Here is a 19554-nt window from a genome sequence, read left to right on the forward strand (position 1 = left end):
ACTTTTTAAGAATCGTCCTATGCCATCGCCACCGGCAGGCAATTAAAGTCTGCCGATGCGATTGAAAAGTTATCTGCTCCAGATCAACCCCCTCCTCTCCCGACCCGAAGCAGCCAGAAGGCTGCTTCGTATTTTCGCCACCGTGTTACTCATCGGCATCCTCAGCGGGGTCTATACGTTCCTGCTGTCCACGTTCAACAACGATATTTCCCAGCGACGCGGCTATATGAGCAGCGCCATCGCCGAAGCTCACACTTTTTTCACCAACCGCGAGGCCCTGCTCGAAAGCCTCAGCCTGTCAGCGGTACGCAAGCAGTCCAGAACCTACCCGCCCTCGGATGAAGAACAGCACCTATTGCTGGGTGACACGCCGGGCAACCAGTGGAGCATCTGGCTGACCGCGCGCATGCGCAACTACCTTAAAGCCAAGCAACTGAACCTGCTCTACGTGAACGTCGGCCCCAACCCGCAGGTCACTCGGCTGTACGACGCGACTGCGCGGGTGTTGCCAATTTCCAAGTGCATGCTCAACCGCCTCAAGGCCCTGCAGCACAGCGACCCGGCGACACTCAACGAGTTATGGCTGAGTGACAGGACCGAGCATCACTCACACCTGTACATTTTTATCCGCCTGGACGAACGCGATGCCGAGTCGGGTTGGCTGGGCCTGGAAATGGAGAGCAGCGAGGTGTCCTCGACCCTCAGCGACCAGAGTGCGGGCGAGTTCATGATGCTTAACTCCCAGGGCCTGCTGGTGTTCACCAACAGCGTCGACCCACACCTGAGCCAGCAACGCCTCAGGCCTGGGGAAGACAGTTTTTTCGGGTTCGTCGGCAGCGGCTTCCTGCCCGACCACCTGGTGATTCGCAAGCACCTGAAATCGTCGGAGTGGCAACTGATGTACTCCATCGACCTGCGCGCGGTGGTGACCGGTTTGTGGAAACAGCTGCTCGGTTCACTGCTGTTCTGCCTGCTCAGCCTGACGCTGATCTGGCTGCTGATGCGGCGCGTCGACCAGCGCTTCATCATGCCCTCGATCCATCGTATCCAGGCATTGATCGAAAGCGAGGCATTCGGCCGCGATGTGATCCAGACCGCTCCGGTCGCGCTCTGCGTGCTGCGTCGTACCGACGGCCAAGTGGTATTGGAAAACACCCTGGCCCAGCAATGGCTGGGAGACGGTCCGGAACGCGAAGCCTTGCGCGCGGGGTGGATCGAACAAGCCTTCGCCGGCGACCCGGGCGAGCGCTCCGATTACTTTGAAACGGTCGACGGCCGTCACCTGTACCTGAGCAGCGCACCGACCCGCTACAAAGGCGAAGACGTGCTGTTTTGTGCATTCAGCGATATCAGTGCGCGCAAGCAGGTCGAGGCCGCACTGGAGGAAGCCCGGCACTCGGCGGATGCGGCCAACGCCGCGAAGACCCTGTTCCTTGCGACCATGAGTCATGAGATCCGCACGCCGTTGTATGGCGTGCTCGGCACCCTGGAACTGTTGGCACGCACGCAACTGGATGCCCAGCAAAAGGACTACCTGCATGCCATCGAGGGATCGTCCTCGACGTTGTTGCAATTGATCTGCGACGTGCTCGACGTATCAAAGATCGAGGCCGGGCAGCTTGCCCTGGAACTGAGCGAATTCTCGCCACTGGACCTGGTGCACGAAATCATCCAGGGCCACGCCGCAGCGGCCCAGGGTAAAGGCCTGCAACTCTACGCCTGCTTCGACCCAAAGCTGCCGGAACGGCTGATTGGCGACGTCACCCGTATTCGCCAGATTCTGAACAACTTGCTCAATAACGCGGTGAAGTTCACCGATTACGGGCGCGTGGTGCTGCGGGTCAAAGTACTGGGCCGCGACGGCGAGCGCTCCAGCCTGCTGTGGCAAGTCTCGGACACCGGCAAAGGCATCACCCAGGAAGACCAGGCGCTGATTTTCGAGCCGTTCTACCAAAGCGAAGGCAACACCAACGTGGTGGCCGGCACCGGCCTGGGCCTGCCGATCTGCCAGCGCCTGACCGAGTTGATGAACGGCAATATCCGCATGGTCAGCGAATTGGGCCTGGGCAGCAGTTTCAGCCTCACCTTGCCGCTGGAAGAAGCGCCCACCGCGCCGATGACACCTTTGTTGGCCGAGACCATTTACGTCGCCTCACCTATCCCGGAACTGGCACACGCCATCAGCGGCTGGTTACGCCGCTGGGGCGCTCGTGCGCAGAGCGGCCTGCCGACGCTGCCGGACAATCATCTATTGCTGCAGTTGCACCCCGGCAGCGTCGATCCGTTGCTGGCACCCGACTGGTCCGGCCCGGTGATCCACGTGAGCGGCAACGCCTGCAACACCCCGGAAGCCGATGTGGGTGCGTGGCACGTCAACCTCAACCACCTGGGTGCGATTCACCAGGCGGTCAGCCAGGCCCAAGGGCTGTGGGTGGCCCGCGCCGATGAACCGACGCGCCAGCGTGATCTGCAAAAGCTCAACCTGCACCTGCTGGTGGCCGAGGACAACATCATCAACCAACTGATTTTGCGCGACCAACTTGAAGAACTCGGCTGCACCGTGGAGCTGGCAGCCGATGGCCAGGAAGCGCTGCAGCTGTACAGCGCCGGCCATTTCGACGTGGTCCTGACGGACGTGAACATGCCCCACATCAACGGCTATGAACTGGCGCGCGAACTGCGGCGCCAGGGCTGCCCGCTGCCGATTATCGGGGCCACCGCCAACGCCATGCGCGGCGAGGCCGACCTGTGCCTGGCCGCCGGCATGAACCATTGCCTGGTCAAACCCTTTGCGTTGCGAGCTCTATTCAACTCCCTGGCGCCTTATGCACGGATCACCCATGAAGCCTCTTAGTATTTTGATTGTCGAGGACCATCCCCTGCAGCACATCTACCTGCAGCACCTGCTCAGTGAGTTGGGGGATTTCATGCTCGAAACCGCCCAGGATGGCAAAGAAGCGCTGGAGCGTCTGCGCCAACGGGATTTCGACCTGGTACTGACCGACCTGCTGATGCCCGGCATGGACGGCGTACAGTTTATCCAGTGCCTGGCCAATCTGCGGTGCAAGCCGGCCCTGGCGATCATGAGCGCGGCATCGCGGCGTATGTTGATGGCGGCAAGCCTGGTGGCCAAGAACCTCGACGTGGAAGTCATCGGGCTGATTTCCAAGCCGGTCGCCGCCGACGCGTTGCGCAGCTTGGTGGATCAACTCAAGAACAAGGTGCGCAAACCCTCCCCCGCCTTGTCCGAACACATGGACATCGACCGTCACACGCTGGTCCAAGCCATGGGTAACGGCCAGCTTCAGGCCTGGTTTCAACCGAAAAAATCCTTGGCCAACGGGCGCATTGTCGCTGCCGAAGCGCTGGTACGCTGGATGCACCCCGAGCAGGGCGTGATGCTGCCCGCCGCATTCCTGCCAGCCATCAAGGCGTTCGAATTGGAAGAGCGCCTGCTATGGCTGGTACTCAAACAGGCGATCCACGCCCAGGAACGTTGGCGCCTGCGCGGCTACGAAATTCCGGTGTCGATCAACCTGCCCACGCACCTGCTCAACAGCCATGACCTGGCTGATCGCTTGCTGGAGTTCGTGCTGCACTACGATGGCATCCCGGGAATGATCTGCTTCGAGTTGATGGAGTGCTCGGTGCCGCAAGACATCAGCAACTTCTACGCCGGCGCCTGTCGCTTGCGCATCAAGGGCTTCGGGTTGTCCCAGGACGACTTCGGCAAAGGCTACAGCTCGTACCTCAACCTGGTGTCGACGCCGTTTACCGAACTCAAGATCGACCAGGCACTGGTCCAGGGCAGCCACGACAACGAAGGCATGGCGCAGGCGTTGGCAAGCATCATTGCGCTGGGACGAAAACTGGGCTTGACCGTGGTCGCCGAAGGCGTCGAGACCCCCCAACAATTGGCGCTTTTGCGCAAGATCGACTGCAACCAGGTGCAGGGGTTTCTGATCTCCCACGCCGTCTCTTCTGAACAATTTCAGCAACTTTTGAACAATGATGGCCCCGCGACATCTCACTAGCAGCCGGCCATGGATTATCTGCCCGATATAAGGAGTAAGCTCCAGCCAGTGCCGATTTTTCCTCCGCCTGCGGACCCCCCTGATGAAGCACAACAACGCGGTTCTCGAAGCCTTTACTCGCAGCTCCTTGCGCTTGAACAAAGGCCTGATGGTGATGTTCGGGCTCGTGTTGCTGCTCGGTCTCACCAATTTCTGGTCGGTGCAACGGGCCATCGATACCCGCTACGGCGCCATGCGTTTTCATTTCGTGCGCCTGATGGAAAACCTCGAGCAGCAGGAAACGTACCTCAAGACCCTGGCGCACCCGGGTATCCAGGCTGAACTGCTGCGGGACACCCACGTTCAGGTCAGCCTGAAAAGCCGGATGGTCGATACCCGCCGCACGCTGTACGAAGGCCAAAAGTACTCGTTCTCGGTGCCGTTCAGCGTCAAGTTCGATGAACAGTTGGTCAGCCTCGCCGCCAGGCCGCAGATTTTCGCCCTCGGCGCCCATCTCACCAGTTACTACAGCGCCTTTTGGTCGTCTTCGCCGTACGAGGCGCCACAAACGTTTGTGTCCAATCGCCAGGCCAATTACACCATCACCATTCCGTCCATGGGCTACCGTCACGGCGACAGCCCGACGAACGCCGGCAACCCGGCGGGGTTGGTCAACGCGGTGCAGGAAACCCTTGCGCAGACGCCCCAGGTACTGGAACAGGATCGCGTGTATTGGCAGGCAGGTCCTGAGCCCGAACATCTGCTGGCGTACATCGGCATTCCACTCGACGGCAAGAGCCAGACAGTGGTCGGCACCCTGCTCGACCTGACTCAAGTCGATGATATACAGCGTGCGCTGGACCGCTCGGCGTTCGACCGCTTCACCCTGATCGCGCCCGACGGCACGACCTTGAATGGCACCGAAGCCCTGGGGACCTCACTCAGCGACGGCGTGCACTTCAAGGCAGACGGCTTTGAATTCAAGATCACCCAGGCCGGTGAACAGCCCTGGAGCGCGGTTTACGTGCTCAGTTACGCACATTTCTTCCACTATGCCCTGTGGCCGCTGAGCAGCCTGGCACTGTTTTTGGCAGCCTGATTGCCCTGGGCTGGGCCGGCAACCGCTGGCATCGGCACCAAGTAATAACGCCTGCACGCCTGGCACACGAACGTATCGCCGAAAGTGTGGCCTTCAGCCGCGTGATCATCGACACCGCCCCCACCGGGTTGTGCGTGGTACGCCGCAGCGACGGTCAGGTGTTGATCGAAAACCAGCGCGCCCAGCAATGGCCTGGCACCGCACGCTTGGTGGCGGCCCTGGCCGGTGTGCACGACAGCGCCGACAGCGGTGAGACCCACCTTGAAATCGAAGGCCGGCACCTGCAGATCGGCTTTGTGTCCACGCGTTATCAATCCGAGGACGTGCGCCTGTATGCGTTCAACGATATCACCCGGCATGTCGACGACGCCTCGGCCCTGGAAAACGCACGCCGCGCCGCCGATGCTGCCAATGAAGCCAAGACGCTGTTCCTGGCGACCATGAGCCATGAAATCCGCACGCCGTTGTATGGCGTGCTTGGCACCCTTGAATTACTTGGGCTGACCAAACTGGACCCGCAGCAACATGCTTACTTGCACACCATCCAACGCTCGTCGGCCACACTGTTCCAGCTGATCAGCGATGTACTGGACGTCTCGAAAATCGAGTCCGGGCAGATGGCAATCGAAGCCGTGGAGTTCTGCCCGCTGGACATGCTTGAAGACACCCTCCACACCTACGCAGCGTTCGCCCAGCGCAAGGGCTTGCAACTCTACAGTTGCATCGACCCGAGGCTGCCGGATTGCGTAGTGGGCGACCCGATGCGCATCCGCCAGATCCTCAACAACCTGGTGAGCAATGCCCTCAAGTTCACCGACGTCGGGCGCGTAGTCATCCGCGCCAGGGTGGCCGCACGCGACACCGAGGGCGTCGACCTGGAATGGCAAGTCACCGACTCCGGCGTGGGCATCCCCGAGGCGCAGCAAGCCAAGCTGTTCGACCTGTTTTATCAGGCCCCCGACACCGCCAGTGAAGGCGGCGCCGGCTTGGGGCTGCCGATTTGCCGGTGGCTGGCACAGATGATGGACGGCGAAATCCGCGTGGTCAGTGAGCCTGGCTTGGGCAGCAGTTTTACCTTGAAAATGCGCTTGCCGTTGAGCGCCGGCGTGCTGCCCAACATGCCGCTGATCGAACCCTGCGCGACTTCGGTCTCTGTGCAGGCGCCGGTGCGCGAGTTGGCGCAATCGCTGTGTGACTGGCTCAATCGCCTGGGGGTCACCGCTGCCCTCGCCGCGCCCACACAGGAACCGCACCGCGAGCGCGGGGTGCTGGTGGATGTGCTGCCCAACGATAGCGCCCGTCCTTGGGCGGGCCAGCGCGTCTTGTGTGTGCCTGACGCACACAGCCCGCCATTGCGCACGGAACAGGGCTGGGTGGTGGATATGCATGACGTGCGCGCGATCGCCGCCACCGTTTCACTGGCACAGCATGGCCTGGATGAGCCACCTCTAACAGCACGGCCACAGAGCGCCGGGCAATTGGGGCTGCGCATCCTGGTAGCCGAGGACAACCCGGTCAACCAGGCGGTGATCAAGGAACAACTGCAGGCACTCGGCTGCTCGGTCACCCTGGACGCCAACGGCGAGCAGGCGTTGCAGCGCTGGCAACCGCAGGCCTTCGACCTGGTGTTGACCGACGTGAACATGCCGTTGATGAACGGCTATGAACTGGCCAGGACGCTGCGCGAGCATGACCCTCAATTGCCAATCATTGGCGTCACCGCCAACGCAATGCGTGAGGAAGGCGTGCGTTGCCTGGCCGTGGGAATGAATGCCTGGATCGTCAAACCCTTGAGCCTGCAAACCTTGCGCGCCCAGTTGGTCAAGTTGTGCAAGGTCAGGGGCCCGATCGAACCGCCCACCGAGCGGTTCGATGACAGCGTGCAAATGTCGGACACGATGCGCCCGCTGTTCATCAGCAGCCTGCAGCAAGACCTGCAACGCATCGATGAGGCGCTGGAGCAGCGTAATGCGCATCGCCTCGGCCAATTGCTGCACGCCACCGCCGGCGCACTCGGCGCGGTGCAGGCACTGAGCTTGGCCCAGGCCTGTATCGAGCTGGAAAACGCACTCAATCGTGGCAGTCTGGACGCCGTGCTGGTGCTCAAGGTAAAGGCAGTGGCACAGCGGCTGTCGACCGTTCTGGAGACACTCACGTGACGACTGAGCACTGAACTTCAGCCCGGGAACGATTCCCTCACTTGAACCGGCATTACGGACGGCCCTTATGAAAAAATTCAACGTGGTTATCGCGGACGATCATCCGATCGTGCTGCTCGGGGTACGCGAACTGGTGGAGCGCGATACGCGCTTTCAGGTCGTGGGCGAGGCCGTCTGCTCGGCGGGCCTGATCGAGCTGCTGCAACGCCAGGGCGCCGACATTGTGATCACCGACTACAACATGCCGGGCGACTCGCCCTATGGCGATGGCCTGAAGCTGGTGGAGTACCTGAAACGGCACTTCCCGCAGGTGCAGATTCTGATACTGACGATGATTTCCAATCACCTGATTCTCACCCGTCTGCAGGAACTGGGGGTGGTGGGCATCATCCAGAAGAGCCAGTTGCACACTGAGATTCAGCTCGCGCTCAAGGCCATTGCGCAACAAGGCGCCTATCGCAGTCTGGAACCGCCGAAAACCTCGGTGATCGAGACGCTCACCGCCATCGACGAACGCTTTTCCACCTTGTCGCCCAAAGAGTTCGAGATCCTGCGCTTATTTATTTCCGGCATGAGCGTAAGTGATATTGCCCGTTGCCAGAGCCGCAGTTCGAAAACCATCAGCGCACAAAAAATTTCGGCCATGCGCAAACTTGAAGTCAGCAGTGACCAGGACCTGTTGGCTTATTGTCTGGCGCGCAACATTTTTAACTAACGCACCACTTGCAAGCCATTCCCTGGCAATGGCTTTGCCCTTTATTTATTACGCTCCCGCCTACGTTTCAGGGCCATTGGCCCGTCTGCTTCGCGGCTTATAAGAATCGTCTTATTCGCCCGCCCGCCTTTGCCGCTTACTCTTTCCTGGCAGTTCAACAACAGCATTTTCCAACTAACACTTATGGACATCATCATGAAGAAGTTTTCCCTGGCTGTTATCGCCTCGGCCATTATCGCCGCTTCCGGCAGTGCGTTTGCCGATGACCCGGTAGCGCCCACTCCAACCCTGGGTGGCAGCGGCAAAATCACCTTCACCGGCGTGATCAACAACGACGCATGTTCGGTAGACGGTGCCAACTCCGATCGCAGCATCTCGGTCGACATGGGCAACGTTTCGATCAAGGACATGGGCACCGCAGAAAACCCGGCCGCCGGCCGCGTGACTGCCAAAGACTTTAACCTGAACGTCAACTGCAACCAGGGCACCAAAGTCGCGATGATCTTTGATGCCAACAACGGCGGTTCGGGCCTGGTCACCGGCAAGAACGTGTTGGCTCTGAACGCAGGTTCGGCGTCGGCGAAAAACGTGGGTATCGCCCTGCTCGACAGCAACGGCGGCCTGATCAACCTCAGCTCGCCAACCACCGCGCGCATTGAAAGCACCATGCACGGTCAAGGCACCGAGGGCGGCGACGCCACCCTGAGCTTCGCGGCCGCTTACGTCACTACCGGTGCTGCCGGTTCGGCCGTTGCCGGTCGTGGTGATGCCACCCTGCCGTTCATCCTGCAATACGAGTAACTCGGCGTCTGTGAACCGAGCGCGCGAGGCCACTTGGCCTCGCCATTTCCTTTTGATTCCACCGGATAAACCTCATGCTGCCTCGTACTATTGCCGCGTGCCTGGGGCTGCTGGGCATGCTTTTGGCTACCCCGGCCAGCGCCAGCATTTCATTGAATGCCACCCGCATCGTGTTTGATGGCGACCACAAGGAAGCCAATATCACCGTGCGCAACGGTAACCAGGATGTGCTGGTTCAGTCCTGGGTCGACATGAACGATGCCAGCGGCAGCCGTGCACCGTTTGCCGTCACCCCGCCGTTGGCACGCGTGTTTGCCAAAGAGCAACAACTGCTGCGCATTTTGTACGAAGGTACCGGCATGCCCACGGACCGAGAATCTGTGGTGTGGCTCAATGTGCAGGAGATCCCCAAGGCCAGTGCGGCCGAGAACACCTTGCAGTTGGCAATCCGCCAACGCATCAAGATTTTTTACCGCCCCGCCGGCCTGTCCGGCACGGCGTTGCAAGCCCCGGCGCAGCTTGAATGGGCGTTGGTTCGCCACGGCACGCAGACACTGTTGCAGGTGAAAAACCCGACGCTGTATCACGTGTCCATGGCCGACATCAAAGTGCAGGCGCAACTGGCCAGTGACTCCACGATGATTGCGCCCGGCGAGCAAAAGCAGTTCCCGCTCAACACCCCGCCCGCCAACGGCCCGGTGCAACTGTCGTTCTCCAGCATCAATGACTACGGCGCGCAGAATCAGTACTCGGCGCGCCTGTCCAGCGGCGCTTCCACGGCCGTGTACGCGACTGAATCACTTCTGAACCCCTAAGCATTTCCGCTAACCCTCAGGCGTACTTCGCCGGCGCGTTTGCGTGCCCGCTTGTTCGCTGATCTGGATGTCATAGGTCTTCGCATGTCTTTTCTTTCCAGCACCAGGCCCGCACGTTGTGCACTGAAGTTGAAGAAGCTGTCGCTGGCGATTGCCGCCAGCCTGCCGGCTCTGGCGATGGCCGATGACGCTGCGGAAACCTTCAACACCACGTTCCTGCAGGGCTCGCAGTCATCGGTCGACCTGCAGCAGTTGCTCTCGGCCAACAGCGTGCTGCCGGGCAATTACCGCGTCGACCTGTACAGCAACGAAGTGCTGGTGGGACGGCGCGATATCGACTTCAAGCGTAACCCGCAAACCGGCCGCGTCGAAGCCTGCCTGACCCTCGACCTGCTCAAGCAGTTGGGCATCGACATGACCCGCTTGCAGACCGAAGGCAAAGTCGACCCGCAACACCCACTGGAATGCTACCCCCTGGCGGGCCTGATCGAAGAGGCCAGCGTGCGTTACGACAGCAGCCGCCTGCGCTTGCTTGCAAGCATCCCGCAAGCGGCCATGCAGCGTGGCCTGCGTGGGTATGTCGACCCACAATTATGGGACGAGGGCGTGCCTGCCGCGTTCATCAACTATCAGCTCAACAGCAGCCGTACCGCAGGCGACTATAAAACCCGCACCACCAACAACCTGGGCCTGCGCAACGGCATCAACCTGGGTGCCTGGCGGCTGCGCAACGAGTCCAACCTGAGCAGCGGCACCGGGCGCCCGAACACCTTCACCAGCAACCGCACGTACCTGCAACATGACGTGACCGCGATCAAGGGCCAGTTCAGCGCCGGTGAAATTTTTTCCGACACCGACCTGTTCGACAGCGTGCGCTATCGCGGCCTGAAATTGGCGTCCGACGAAGGCATGCGCGCCGACAGCGAGCGCGGTTATGCGCCGGTGATTCGTGGCGTGGCGCAGACCAACGCGACGGTGGAAATCCGTCAGAATGACTACATTCTCTACACCGCCAACGTGGCGCCGGGGCCGTTCGAGATCAACGACATCTACCCCAGCGGCTCCAACGGTGACCTGCAAATCACCGTGATCGAAGCCGACGGTAGCCGCCGCGTGACCCGGCAGGCGTTTTCCAGCCTGCCGATCATGGTGCGTGAAGGCCAGGTCAAATACAGCGTCTCGGCGGGTACCTTCAACAGCAATGCCGAAGGCCTGGCGACGCCGCGCTTTATCAGCAGCACCGTGGCGTACGGCTTGACCAGCAACCTCAGTGGCATCGTCGGCGTGCAAGCCAGCGAGGATTACAACGCGTTGTCGCTCGGTGCCGGCAAGAACACCTCGCTGGGCGCGGTGTCGCTGGATGTCACCCACTCGTCGAGCAAAGCCCGTGGCCAAAGCACTCAGGGCAACAGCGTACGGGCGTTATATGCCAAGACGTTCGCCGGCACCGACACCAACTTCACCCTGGCCGCCTACCGCTACTCCACCGAGGGCTACCGCAGCCTCTCCGACCATGTCGAAGACATCAGCGAAGGCGCCCGCGTGCGCACCGGCAATTCGAAAACCCGTACCGACTTGACCATCAACCAGAGCATCGGCCGCAACAACGAGTTCGGCAGCCTGTACATGAACGCCAGCGATCAGCGTTACTGGAACCGCGGGGGCTCGCAGAGCTTTTCCGCTGGCTACACCAGTAACTGGGGCGACTTGAGCTACAACCTGGGAGTGACGCGCACCAAACAAATCGTCACCTGGGGCGAGCCGAGCAGCGACACCCAGGTGAACCTGTCCATCTCGTTCCCGCTGGGAAGCCAGGCCCGCGCGCCACGCGCGTTTGTCACCACCAGCAGCACTCACGGCGACACCACCACCCAAGCCGGCATCAACGGCTACGTCGCCGATACCAGTGACACGTTCTATTCGGTGCAGGCCGGCCACAGCGATACCAGTGGCGATTCGGGCTCGGTGAATATCAACAGCCGCACCTCCGTAGCGGACGTCAGCCTCGGCTACAGCCAGGGCCAGGGCTACAATTCGCAGAACCTCAACCTTGCCGGTTCCGTGGTGGCCCACGCGGGTGGGATCAACCTGGGGCAGACGGTCAGTGAAACCTTCGCACTGGCCGAAGTGCCGGGCATCTCCGGTGCCAAGATCAGCAGCTACAGCGGGGTGGAGACTGGTTACAACGGCTATGCGGTGATCCCCACAGCGCAACCCTACCGGGTGAACTGGATCAGCCTGGACACCCGCGACCTGGGCGGGGATGTAGAAATCACCAACGCCTCCCAGCAGTTGGTACCGCGCCGAGGTGCCATCGTGGTCGCGCATTACAGTGGGACCACCGGGCGACGCGTGTTGTTTGAGCTGTTTGATGCGCAACACCAGCCATTAGCGTTTGGCGCGTCGCTGGAGGACGCCTCTGGTAAACAACTGGCGATTGCCGATCCCAATGGCAATGCTTTGGCGTTGGTGGAACAAGACCAAGGCACCCTGACCATCAAGTGGGGCGAGCAACAATGCAGTGCAACCTATGCGCTGCCACCGCAGAACAAAGCGCTGAACTATGAACGCCAGGCGTTGGTGTGCACCCCTTGACGAAGCGTCCTGGCCGACACCAACTGGGCATCAGACTTTGACGTTTTGTCGGATGTTCCAGCCAAACTTCACCGGCCCGCCGTCCTTGCCACCATCGGCTTTCTGCGGCTGATAGCTGACGTCGACGGTGGCGAAATTCAAGGCGAAGCTGTCATGCAACACGTCGGCGTTGTTTTCAGCACTGGCGCTGTAAGACACCACCATGACTTCCTTGAGCGTGATCACCAGATACTCTACCGGGCTGGCTCCCCCGGCCTTGCGCACCACCAGTTTTGCTTCGGGATAATGTTTGCCGCTGGCACAGGCCATCATCAAATTAGGGCTCGATTTATCCAGCGGTTTTTTCAGGTTCACGTTGGCAATATCGACCTTGCCCGCACCACCGCCCGTACCGCTATGCATGGACCCCGACTGCGCCAAACCCCAGGCCCACTCGGTGATATCAATCTCGTCGCGATGGGCTTGATCCCGTGATTCACCCTTGATATCGCCCAGTTTCAAAAACATATCAACTGCCATGGTTCTTCCCTGTCTCTGTAGGCGTCGGTACTGACGTGGCGCGCACTTTTCACTAACACGACAGGTGCTAACAAGACGCCAAAGCAGGATAAGGAAGCACCTGACCTGAATTGGCGAACCTTCCGACATTCAGCCCTGCCTGCCCGTCTCTACTCTCTCGGCTCCCGCATAAAAGGAGTTTAGGAATGGCGGCTTCCCTGCTGAAAGATGGGTTCCCCTCAGCCCACCGCACCACACGCCAACGACTTGAAAGCAGCCTGGATCTGCGCCGGTTGTTCTCTGCCATTGACGCGGACCCGGTATTGATTGGCGCTGGGGTTGTGTACATCGACGAGGAATTCAACGTGGTGGTATTGCGTGAGTTTCAGGCGATTTGCAGTGTGGTGCCGAAGAAGGTGGTGCTGCGCGAAGCCCCTCGATATGTCGGGCCTGCGGAGTTCAAGCGGATGCTGGAGCATGAACCGCGGCAGTCGCGATTGGTGGCTGAAGTGATGAATACAGCGGTGACGTGTACGGGGGCAATATTGAGTTGGGTGGTGGTTACGAGTGGAGTGGCATTGATGCCGTTTACAGCAGGGACAAGTGCGGTTATTTCATTTATTGGAAAAGCTGCTGCTATTGCCGGTACGTTTCAATGCATCGCCGGCGTTGTACGGATAGGATCAGAGGCCGCTTTTCCCGAGTTTAATGACTATCTGGATAATGAAGCCTGGTATGAGGCTGCAACGGCCATACTGGACGCTATTGCTTTGTTGGGGGTGGCCACGTCAGCGTTGGTCATAATGAAAGTGATCGCGACAACCACGAAAGCAACCGGGAAAACGACTCGCCAAATGCTCAAAGGACTCACTCGGCAGGAGCGCGTAAAACTCAACAATGAGTTACTAAGAATCCGGGACCCAAGGCTAACGCCCAAACTGCTCAAGCTGGAAAAAGCTGCTGGCAGTTCTCCCAAACGTATTAGCGCTGCCTACCTGCAAAAGGCGACCGTCGTCCATATATTGGAGGCCGCAGCCGCCTCGCTGAGCTTCACCAGCAGTGCAACGAACGGAAACGTCAAAACACTGGCCGTAGGCATCTACGAGGAATACCGTCAGTGAGTAACCGAAGCAAGATAAAAACCCACCATTACTCAACAGCGTTTATTGAAGATCCCTGGCGATTGCTCAGGCGGTATATGCCGGTTATCGCAGGCGACCTTCTTGCCGGATGCGGTTCGATTGCATTGACAGCAATACTTGCGATGCTCACCTATCTCTCTACTTACGCCGTAGACGTTGTAGCCAAGACAGTTTTTGGGGGCATCATGGTTTTAGGTGGCGTGTTCGCCCTGGCCAAAGCAGAAGTGTTGTATGGGCGTATTCAATGGGTCTGGATAAACGTCAGCGTCTATCTCATCTGCTTAGTGGCCTCACTCCCCACAATCGTTTACCGCCCCAACGCCTATCTCTACTCCATGGCCCTCCTCAGCTCCCTGATCGGTCTGCTCATCCTCAACAGCAACCGCTGCCGCGAAATGCGCCACAAAATGGTCGAGATCCGGAAAAAACGCCAAGACATCATCGCGCCCCTGAAAAAGCAGGGCCGCTGGAAATGGTGGTAGCCAAAGCTCCACCCATTTACGCCCCGACTGCCTGCAATGACTCCACTGCCGCCTCAGCCCGCGCGGCGGTGTGCCGATTCACCGGCACCGGCAACCCCAGATGCCCGCGCAGCGTGCTGTGGCTGTACTCGCGGCGGAACAACCCACGCTCACGCAACAGCGGCAACACCTGGTCGGTAAAGCGCGCGAAGTCATCCGGGGCCCCCACATGGATGTTGAAACCATCCACCGCCTCTTCGACAAACCAACGCTCGATCTCATCAGCCACGGTCTTGGGTGAACCGACAAAACTGGAGAACGGCTTGGCAAAACGCAGCGCTGCCTGACGCAAGGTCAAGCCTTGGTCGCGGGCCACCTGCTTGATGTTCTCGGCGTGGCCACGGTAGCCATTGCTGCCCAAGTCACCCAGGTCCGGGAAGGGTGCATCCAGCGGGTACTGCGTGAAGTCGTGGTAGTTGAACGGCCGCCCCAACTGGACCAGCGCCTTGTTCAAGTCGAGTTCACCGTTGCGCTCCCGATCGATGGCCCGGGCCTGTTCGTCGGTGTCGGCGATGATCGGCGAAATGCCCGGCAGGATGGTCACGTGATCAGGGTTGCGCCCGGCCGCTGCGGTGCGTTGCTTGATGTCGCGGTAGTAGGCCTGGGCATCTTCAAAGTTGCCGACACCGGCGAAAATGCCCTCGGCGTAGTTTGCCGCCAGGCTGCGCCCGGATTCGGAGATCCCCGCCTGGAAAATCACCGGCTGGCCCTGGGCCGACCGCGCGATGTTCAACGGCCCGGTCACCGAGAAAAACTCACCGTGGTGATCGAGGCGATGCTGGCGCTGCGGGTCGAGGAACACCTTGGTCTGCCGGTCACGCACAAAGGCGTCATCCTCGTAGGAATCCCACAAGCCTTGCACCACCTCCAGGTGTTCCGCCGCCCGCCGGTAGCGCTCGGTATGGTCGATATGCTGCTCGCGACCGAAGTTGCCGGCAGCGCCTTCCAGGCCAGTGGTGACCACATTCCAACCAGCACGGCCGCCACTGATCAAATCCAGCGAAGCAAACTGGCGAGCCACGTTGAAGGGCTCGGTATAGGACGTGGTGAGGGTCGCCACCAGGCCAATCTTCGACGTTGCACCGGCGACGGCGGACAACAGCGTCAGCGGCTCCAGCCGGTTGAGAAAATGCGGTGCGGAATCGGGGGTGATGTAAGGGCTGTCAACAATGAAAACCAGGTCAAACTTCGCCGCCTCCGCCTGCTGTGCCTGGGCGCGGTACCAGTCGATGTCCACACTGGCATCGCCAGGGATTTGCGGGTGCAGCCATTCGTTTTGCGCGGTGCCGACGCCGGTAAGAATGGCGCCGAACTTGAGTTGCCGGGGTGATGTGGACATTGAGTTGATCCTCCGTGGATGGCAGTGGAGGCTGAACTTAATACTCGCGCGAGTGGCTTGTGAAAGGCTTTGTAGGTCTATGCTAATTATCAAAACTATTGATTACTTTAAAGCAACAACATTCAACTATCGCATAACCATGAAAACCCAAGCCCCTGGCATTCGTGGGCCAGTGGGCTTGGGGCTGTCTTGCGACAACTCAGTCATGCCTGTGCCTCTACCTCCTTGGCACAGCCATTGCGCAGCTCGGATGCCAATTTTTCCTCATCCAGCGCCCCTTCCCACTTGGCGATAAATAAGGTGGCAACCCCATTCCCAATCACGTTGATCAACGCGCCGCCTTCAGAAATAAAGCGGTACACGCCAAGCACCAGCACCAAGCCCGCCGCCGGGATCACATCCAGACTGCCGAGGGTGGCCGCCAGGGTAATGAAGGCGCCACCGGTGACGCTGGCGGCGCCCTTGGAGGTCAGCAGCAGGATCAGCAACAAGGTGACCTGATGCCACAGGTCCAGGGGAATATCCAACGCCTGGGCGATGAAAATCGCCAGCACCGTCATGTTGATGCAACTGCCATCGAGGTTGAAGCAATAGCCCGATGGCACCACCAGCCCCACCACCGATTTCTCACAGCCCAGGCGTTCGAGCTTGCCCATCAGGCGCGGCAACGCCGACTCCGAGGACGAAGTGCCCAGCACCAGGAACAGCTCATCGCGGATGTACTTGAGGAACTGCCACAAGCTGAACCCCGCGAGGCGCGCCACCAGGTTAAGCACCACGAACACAAAAAACACGGCCGTCACGTAGTAGCAGATCAGCAGGTTGCCATAGGCACCCAGCGACCCCACCCCGTACTTGCCGATGGTAAAGGCCATGCCGCCAAACGCCCCAAGTGGCGAGGCGTACATGACGATCTTGACCATGCGGAAAAACGCCTGGGCCACCAGGTCGATCAAGTTCAGCAAGGGCTTGCCGATGGGGCCAAGCATCTGCAAGGCGAAGGCAAACAAAATCGAGATAAACAGCACTTGCAGGATGTCGCCCTCGGCAAACGCGCCGAACACCGTGCTCGGCACGATATGGGTCAGGAACCCCACCACACTTTGTTCATGAGCCAGTTTGCTGTAACCGGCAACGGCCTGGCCGTCCAGGGTCGCCGGGTTGATATGCATGCCCGCACCAGGCTGCATCAGGTTCACACCCATCAGCCCGATCACCAGCGCCAAGGTGGTGAGCACCTCGAAGTACAGCAGCGACTTGAAGCCCACCCGGCCGATACGTTTGAGGCTTTGCATGCTGGCGATGCCACTGACCACGGTGCAGAAGATGATCGGCGCGATCAGCATCTTGATCAGCTTGATGAACGTATCGCCCAGAGGCTTCATCTGCTCGCCGACGCTGGGGTAAAAATGCCCGACGATCACCCCGAGGATGATCGCCAGCAGCACCTGCACATACAGGTGACGCAACACGCGGCGCAGGCGTGATGGGCGTGGCGGTTGTTCCGAAATCATGGTTGTTATTGTTTTCATGAGTGGACCTTTTTATGGGAGAGGCTATGCCACGCGGTTGATCAGGCTCCCGGCGTAGTAACCGTGCAGGTTGGCGTGGATGCCGTCGGCGAGGCGTTGCAGGCTGCTCTGGCTGGCCCAGGCCACATGGGGCGTGACGATCAGGCTGGGGTGGCGGCTGTTGAGCAGCGGGTGAGCGGCAGGCGGCGGTTCTTCACACAGCACATCAAGGGCTGCGCCACCCAGACGGCCACGGTTGAGGGCCTCGAGCACGGCCAGCTCATCCACCAGCGGCCCACGCGCGGTGTTGATCAGCAAGGCGCCGGGCTTCATTTGCGCCAGTTCTGCAGCGCCGATCAGGTGGCGGTTGTGTTCAGTGAGTGGGCAGTGCAGGGAAATCACATCGCTTTGCGCCAGCACGGTTTCAAACGCCTGGTAACCCTGGCGAACCGCCGTCACACCGCGGTGCTCGGCAAACAGCAGGCGCATCCCCAAAGCACTGGCCAGGCGTGCAGTGGCGAGACCGATAGCGCCTTTGCCGACGATACCGAGCACGCTGCCCTGCACATCCTGGATCGGCTGGCGGTGCACGCAAAAATGTCGCGATGTCGGCCAGTCGTGGCGAGCGGCATGCCGGTAGGCAAGCAACTGTCGGCGCAGGTTGAAGACCGAGGCAATCACCGATTCGGCGACGCTTTGCGCCGAGTACGCCGGCACATTGGAGACCTGGACACCATGCTCCCGGCAAGCCACCAGGTCGATGCAGTCGTAACCGGTGGCCGCCACGCAGATAAACCGCAAATTCGGCAATTGCTCAAGCTCTTCGCGGCCAATGCGCACCTTATTGGTGATCAGCACATGGGCATGCAGCGCGGTTTGTACCACCTGGTTGGCTGACGTGGCGGCACGGTCCTGCCAGTCAGTGACCCACTCCGGCACGAGAAGATTCAGCGGCAGTGTGTCGCTGTCGAGAAACACCACATTCATCGGGCGCTCTCCGGTTGTACGGATTCGGAGATTTCAATCAGGTTAAGGTCCGGATCGCGCACATACACCGAGCGGATCGGCCCCGTGGCGCCGGTACGCAGTACCGGGCCTTCGATGATCGGCCAGTCGATCCGCGCCAAATGGGCGATGACCTCATCCAGGGCAATCGAGGCGATAAAACACAGGTCCAGTGCCCCCGGTACCGGCAGGTGTGCCTTGGGCTCGAACTCATGGCCGCGCACGTGCAGATTGATTTTCTGCTGGCCGAAAGCAAAGGCCTTGCGCCCGCCGGCGAAGGTCTGCACCTGCATGCCCATCACGCGCACGTAGAAATCTTCGGCGGCGACCGGGTCGAAGGTGGTGAGTACCAAGTGGTCAAGATGGTCGATCATGGGCGCAGCTCCAGGGTGTTAGCCACCTGCTTTTCCAGGGTGGCGACATGGGCGGGAATGGGGTGCAGGTCCAGGCGTTTACCGGCCTTGAGCACCTGGCTCGGCACGTCATGGCCGATCAGCCCCGGCAACTGCGCAGCCAGTGCCAGGACGCGGTCGAGGTCGACGCCGGTGTCAAAGCCCATCAGTTGCAGCATGTGCAGCAGGTCTTCGGTGCACACATTGCCACTGGCGCCGGGCGCATAGGGGCAACCGCCGAGGCCGCCGAGCGAGGCGTCGAAGCGGTCAATACCGGCGTCAATCGCCGCCAAGGCATTGGCCAGCGCCATGCCGCGGGTGTTGTGAAAATGCAGGGTCAATTGCAGCGCCGGGAAACGCTCACGCACCGCGCGCGACAACGCTTCGACCTGACTCGGGTAGGCCATGCCGGTGGTGTCGCACAAGGTCACGCCACGAGCGCCCAGCTCGGCAAACCGCTCGACCCAATGCAGCACTTCTCCCACCGGCACATCGCCCTGCATCGGGCAGCCGAACACAGTGGACAGCGACACGTTGATCGCTACCGGGCCCTGGCCGCCGATCACGCTGAAGACCTCGCGCAATTGGGCAAAGGACTGCTCACGGCTCATGCGCAGGTTGGAACGGTTATGGGGTTCGCTCACCGACATCACCAGGTTGGCTTCGTCGATGTTGCAGGCCAGCGCTCGCTCGGCACCGCGTACGTTCGGCACCAATACGGTGTATTCCACCGCCGGGTTGCGGCGAATGCCGTGCATCACTGCCTCGGCATCGCGCAGCGCGGTAATCGCCTTGGGCGAGGTGAACGAGGTGACTTCGATCTTGGCAAAACCACAGACGCTGAGTTGGTCGATCAACGCGACTTTGTCGGCGGTGTCGATAAAGCGTGCTTCGTTCTGGAAGCCGTCACGGGTCGCGACTTCCTGCAAAAACAGACGTCTCATGGGAC

14 protein-coding genes and 1 pseudogene are annotated in these 19554 nt (G+C 60.4%); 9 read left to right on the plus strand and 6 right to left on the minus strand.

The genetic code is table 11. The features are described from left to right. Positions 1 to 55: 55 nt before the first annotated feature. The 7 genes and pseudogenes from BFL40_RS23870 to BFL40_RS23900 all read left to right on the plus strand — a co-directional run bounded on the left by BFL40_RS23870 (position 56) and on the right by BFL40_RS23900 (position 12197). Positions 56 to 2854, plus strand: a complete 2799-nt coding sequence (locus BFL40_RS23870; RefSeq protein ID WP_071486241.1) for an ATP-binding protein — start codon at positions 56 to 58, stop codon at positions 2852 to 2854. Further along, positions 2841 to 4034 carry a response regulator cyclic di-GMP phosphodiesterase PvrR gene (gene pvrR, locus BFL40_RS23875; RefSeq protein ID WP_071486242.1) on the plus strand — a complete coding sequence of 398 codons (1194 nt, stop codon included), beginning with the start codon at positions 2841 to 2843 and terminating at the stop codon, positions 4032 to 4034. Before BFL40_RS23870 ends, pvrR begins: the two co-directional genes overlap by 14 nt. Before the next feature lie 82 nt (positions 4035 to 4116). Continuing rightward, positions 4117 to 7271 (plus strand): annotated as a pseudogene (locus BFL40_RS23880) (hybrid sensor histidine kinase/response regulator). Positions 7272 to 7338: 67 nt separating this feature from the next. Further along, positions 7339 to 7986 (plus strand): response regulator, encoded by a 648-nt coding sequence (locus BFL40_RS23885; RefSeq protein WP_071486243.1) that lies wholly within the window; start codon positions 7339 to 7341, stop codon positions 7984 to 7986. A 195-nt stretch (positions 7987 to 8181) separates the two neighbouring features. Beyond that, a complete protein-coding gene (locus tag BFL40_RS23890; RefSeq protein WP_071486244.1) occupies positions 8182 to 8787 on the plus strand; it encodes a fimbrial protein in 606 nt (201 codons plus the stop codon). 74 nt (positions 8788 to 8861) lie between these two features. Beyond that, a complete protein-coding gene (locus BFL40_RS23895) occupies positions 8862 to 9602 on the plus strand; it encodes a fimbrial biogenesis chaperone (protein ID WP_071486245.1) in 741 nt (246 codons plus the stop codon). 84 nt (positions 9603 to 9686) lie between these two features. After that, positions 9687 to 12197 carry a fimbria/pilus outer membrane usher protein gene (locus BFL40_RS23900; RefSeq protein ID WP_071486246.1) on the plus strand — a complete coding sequence of 837 codons (2511 nt, stop codon included), beginning with the start codon at positions 9687 to 9689 and terminating at the stop codon, positions 12195 to 12197. Positions 12198 to 12227: 30 nt separating this feature from the next. Here the strand turns inward: BFL40_RS23900 and BFL40_RS23905 are convergent, their stop codons facing one another. Then, on the minus strand, positions 12228 to 12716 hold the full coding sequence (locus BFL40_RS23905; RefSeq protein ID WP_071486247.1) for an Hcp family type VI secretion system effector: 489 nt from the start codon (positions 12714 to 12716) through the stop codon (positions 12228 to 12230). Between the two features lie 185 nt (positions 12717 to 12901). Here BFL40_RS23905 and ssp4 point away from each other — a divergent pair, with 185 nt between their 5' ends. Both ssp4 and BFL40_RS23915 read left to right on the plus strand, forming a co-directional pair. Then, positions 12902 to 13816, plus strand: coding sequence for an Ssp4 family T6SS effector (gene ssp4 / locus BFL40_RS23910; RefSeq protein WP_071486248.1), 915 nt, complete (start codon positions 12902 to 12904; stop codon positions 13814 to 13816). Further along, positions 13813 to 14319 (plus strand): hypothetical protein, encoded by a 507-nt coding sequence (locus tag BFL40_RS23915; RefSeq protein WP_083374554.1) that lies wholly within the window; start codon positions 13813 to 13815, stop codon positions 14317 to 14319. Before ssp4 ends, BFL40_RS23915 begins: the two co-directional genes overlap by 4 nt. 16 nt (positions 14320 to 14335) lie before the next feature. Here the strand turns inward: BFL40_RS23915 and BFL40_RS23920 are convergent, their stop codons facing one another. The 5 genes from BFL40_RS23920 to BFL40_RS23940 all read right to left on the minus strand — a co-directional run bounded on the left by BFL40_RS23920 (position 14336) and on the right by BFL40_RS23940 (position 19549). Further along, the gene (locus BFL40_RS23920) at positions 14336 to 15697 is read right to left on the minus strand and encodes an LLM class flavin-dependent oxidoreductase (RefSeq protein ID WP_071486250.1); all 1362 of its coding nucleotides are present in this window, start codon (positions 15695 to 15697) and stop codon (positions 14336 to 14338) included. A 203-nt stretch (positions 15698 to 15900) separates the two neighbouring features. Beyond that, positions 15901 to 17211, minus strand: coding sequence for a dicarboxylate/amino acid:cation symporter (locus tag BFL40_RS23925; RefSeq protein WP_071486251.1), 1311 nt, complete (start codon positions 17209 to 17211; stop codon positions 15901 to 15903). Positions 17212 to 17253: 42 nt separating this feature from the next. Next, a complete protein-coding gene (locus BFL40_RS23930; RefSeq protein ID WP_071486252.1) occupies positions 17254 to 18195 on the minus strand; it encodes a D-2-hydroxyacid dehydrogenase in 942 nt (313 codons plus the stop codon). Further along, positions 18192 to 18587, minus strand: a complete 396-nt coding sequence (locus BFL40_RS23935) for a VOC family protein (protein ID WP_071486253.1) — start codon at positions 18585 to 18587, stop codon at positions 18192 to 18194. Before BFL40_RS23935 ends, BFL40_RS23930 begins: the two co-directional genes overlap by 4 nt. Next, complete coding sequence (locus BFL40_RS23940; protein ID WP_071486254.1) at positions 18584 to 19549, minus strand: hydroxymethylglutaryl-CoA lyase; 966 nt, start codon at positions 19547 to 19549, stop codon at positions 18584 to 18586. Before BFL40_RS23940 ends, BFL40_RS23935 begins: the two co-directional genes overlap by 4 nt. Positions 19550 to 19554: the final 5 nt, after the last annotated feature.

Source organism: Pseudomonas costantinii (genome assembly GCF_001870435.1).
Lineage (GTDB): Bacteria > Pseudomonadota > Gammaproteobacteria > Pseudomonadales > Pseudomonadaceae > Aquipseudomonas > Aquipseudomonas costantinii.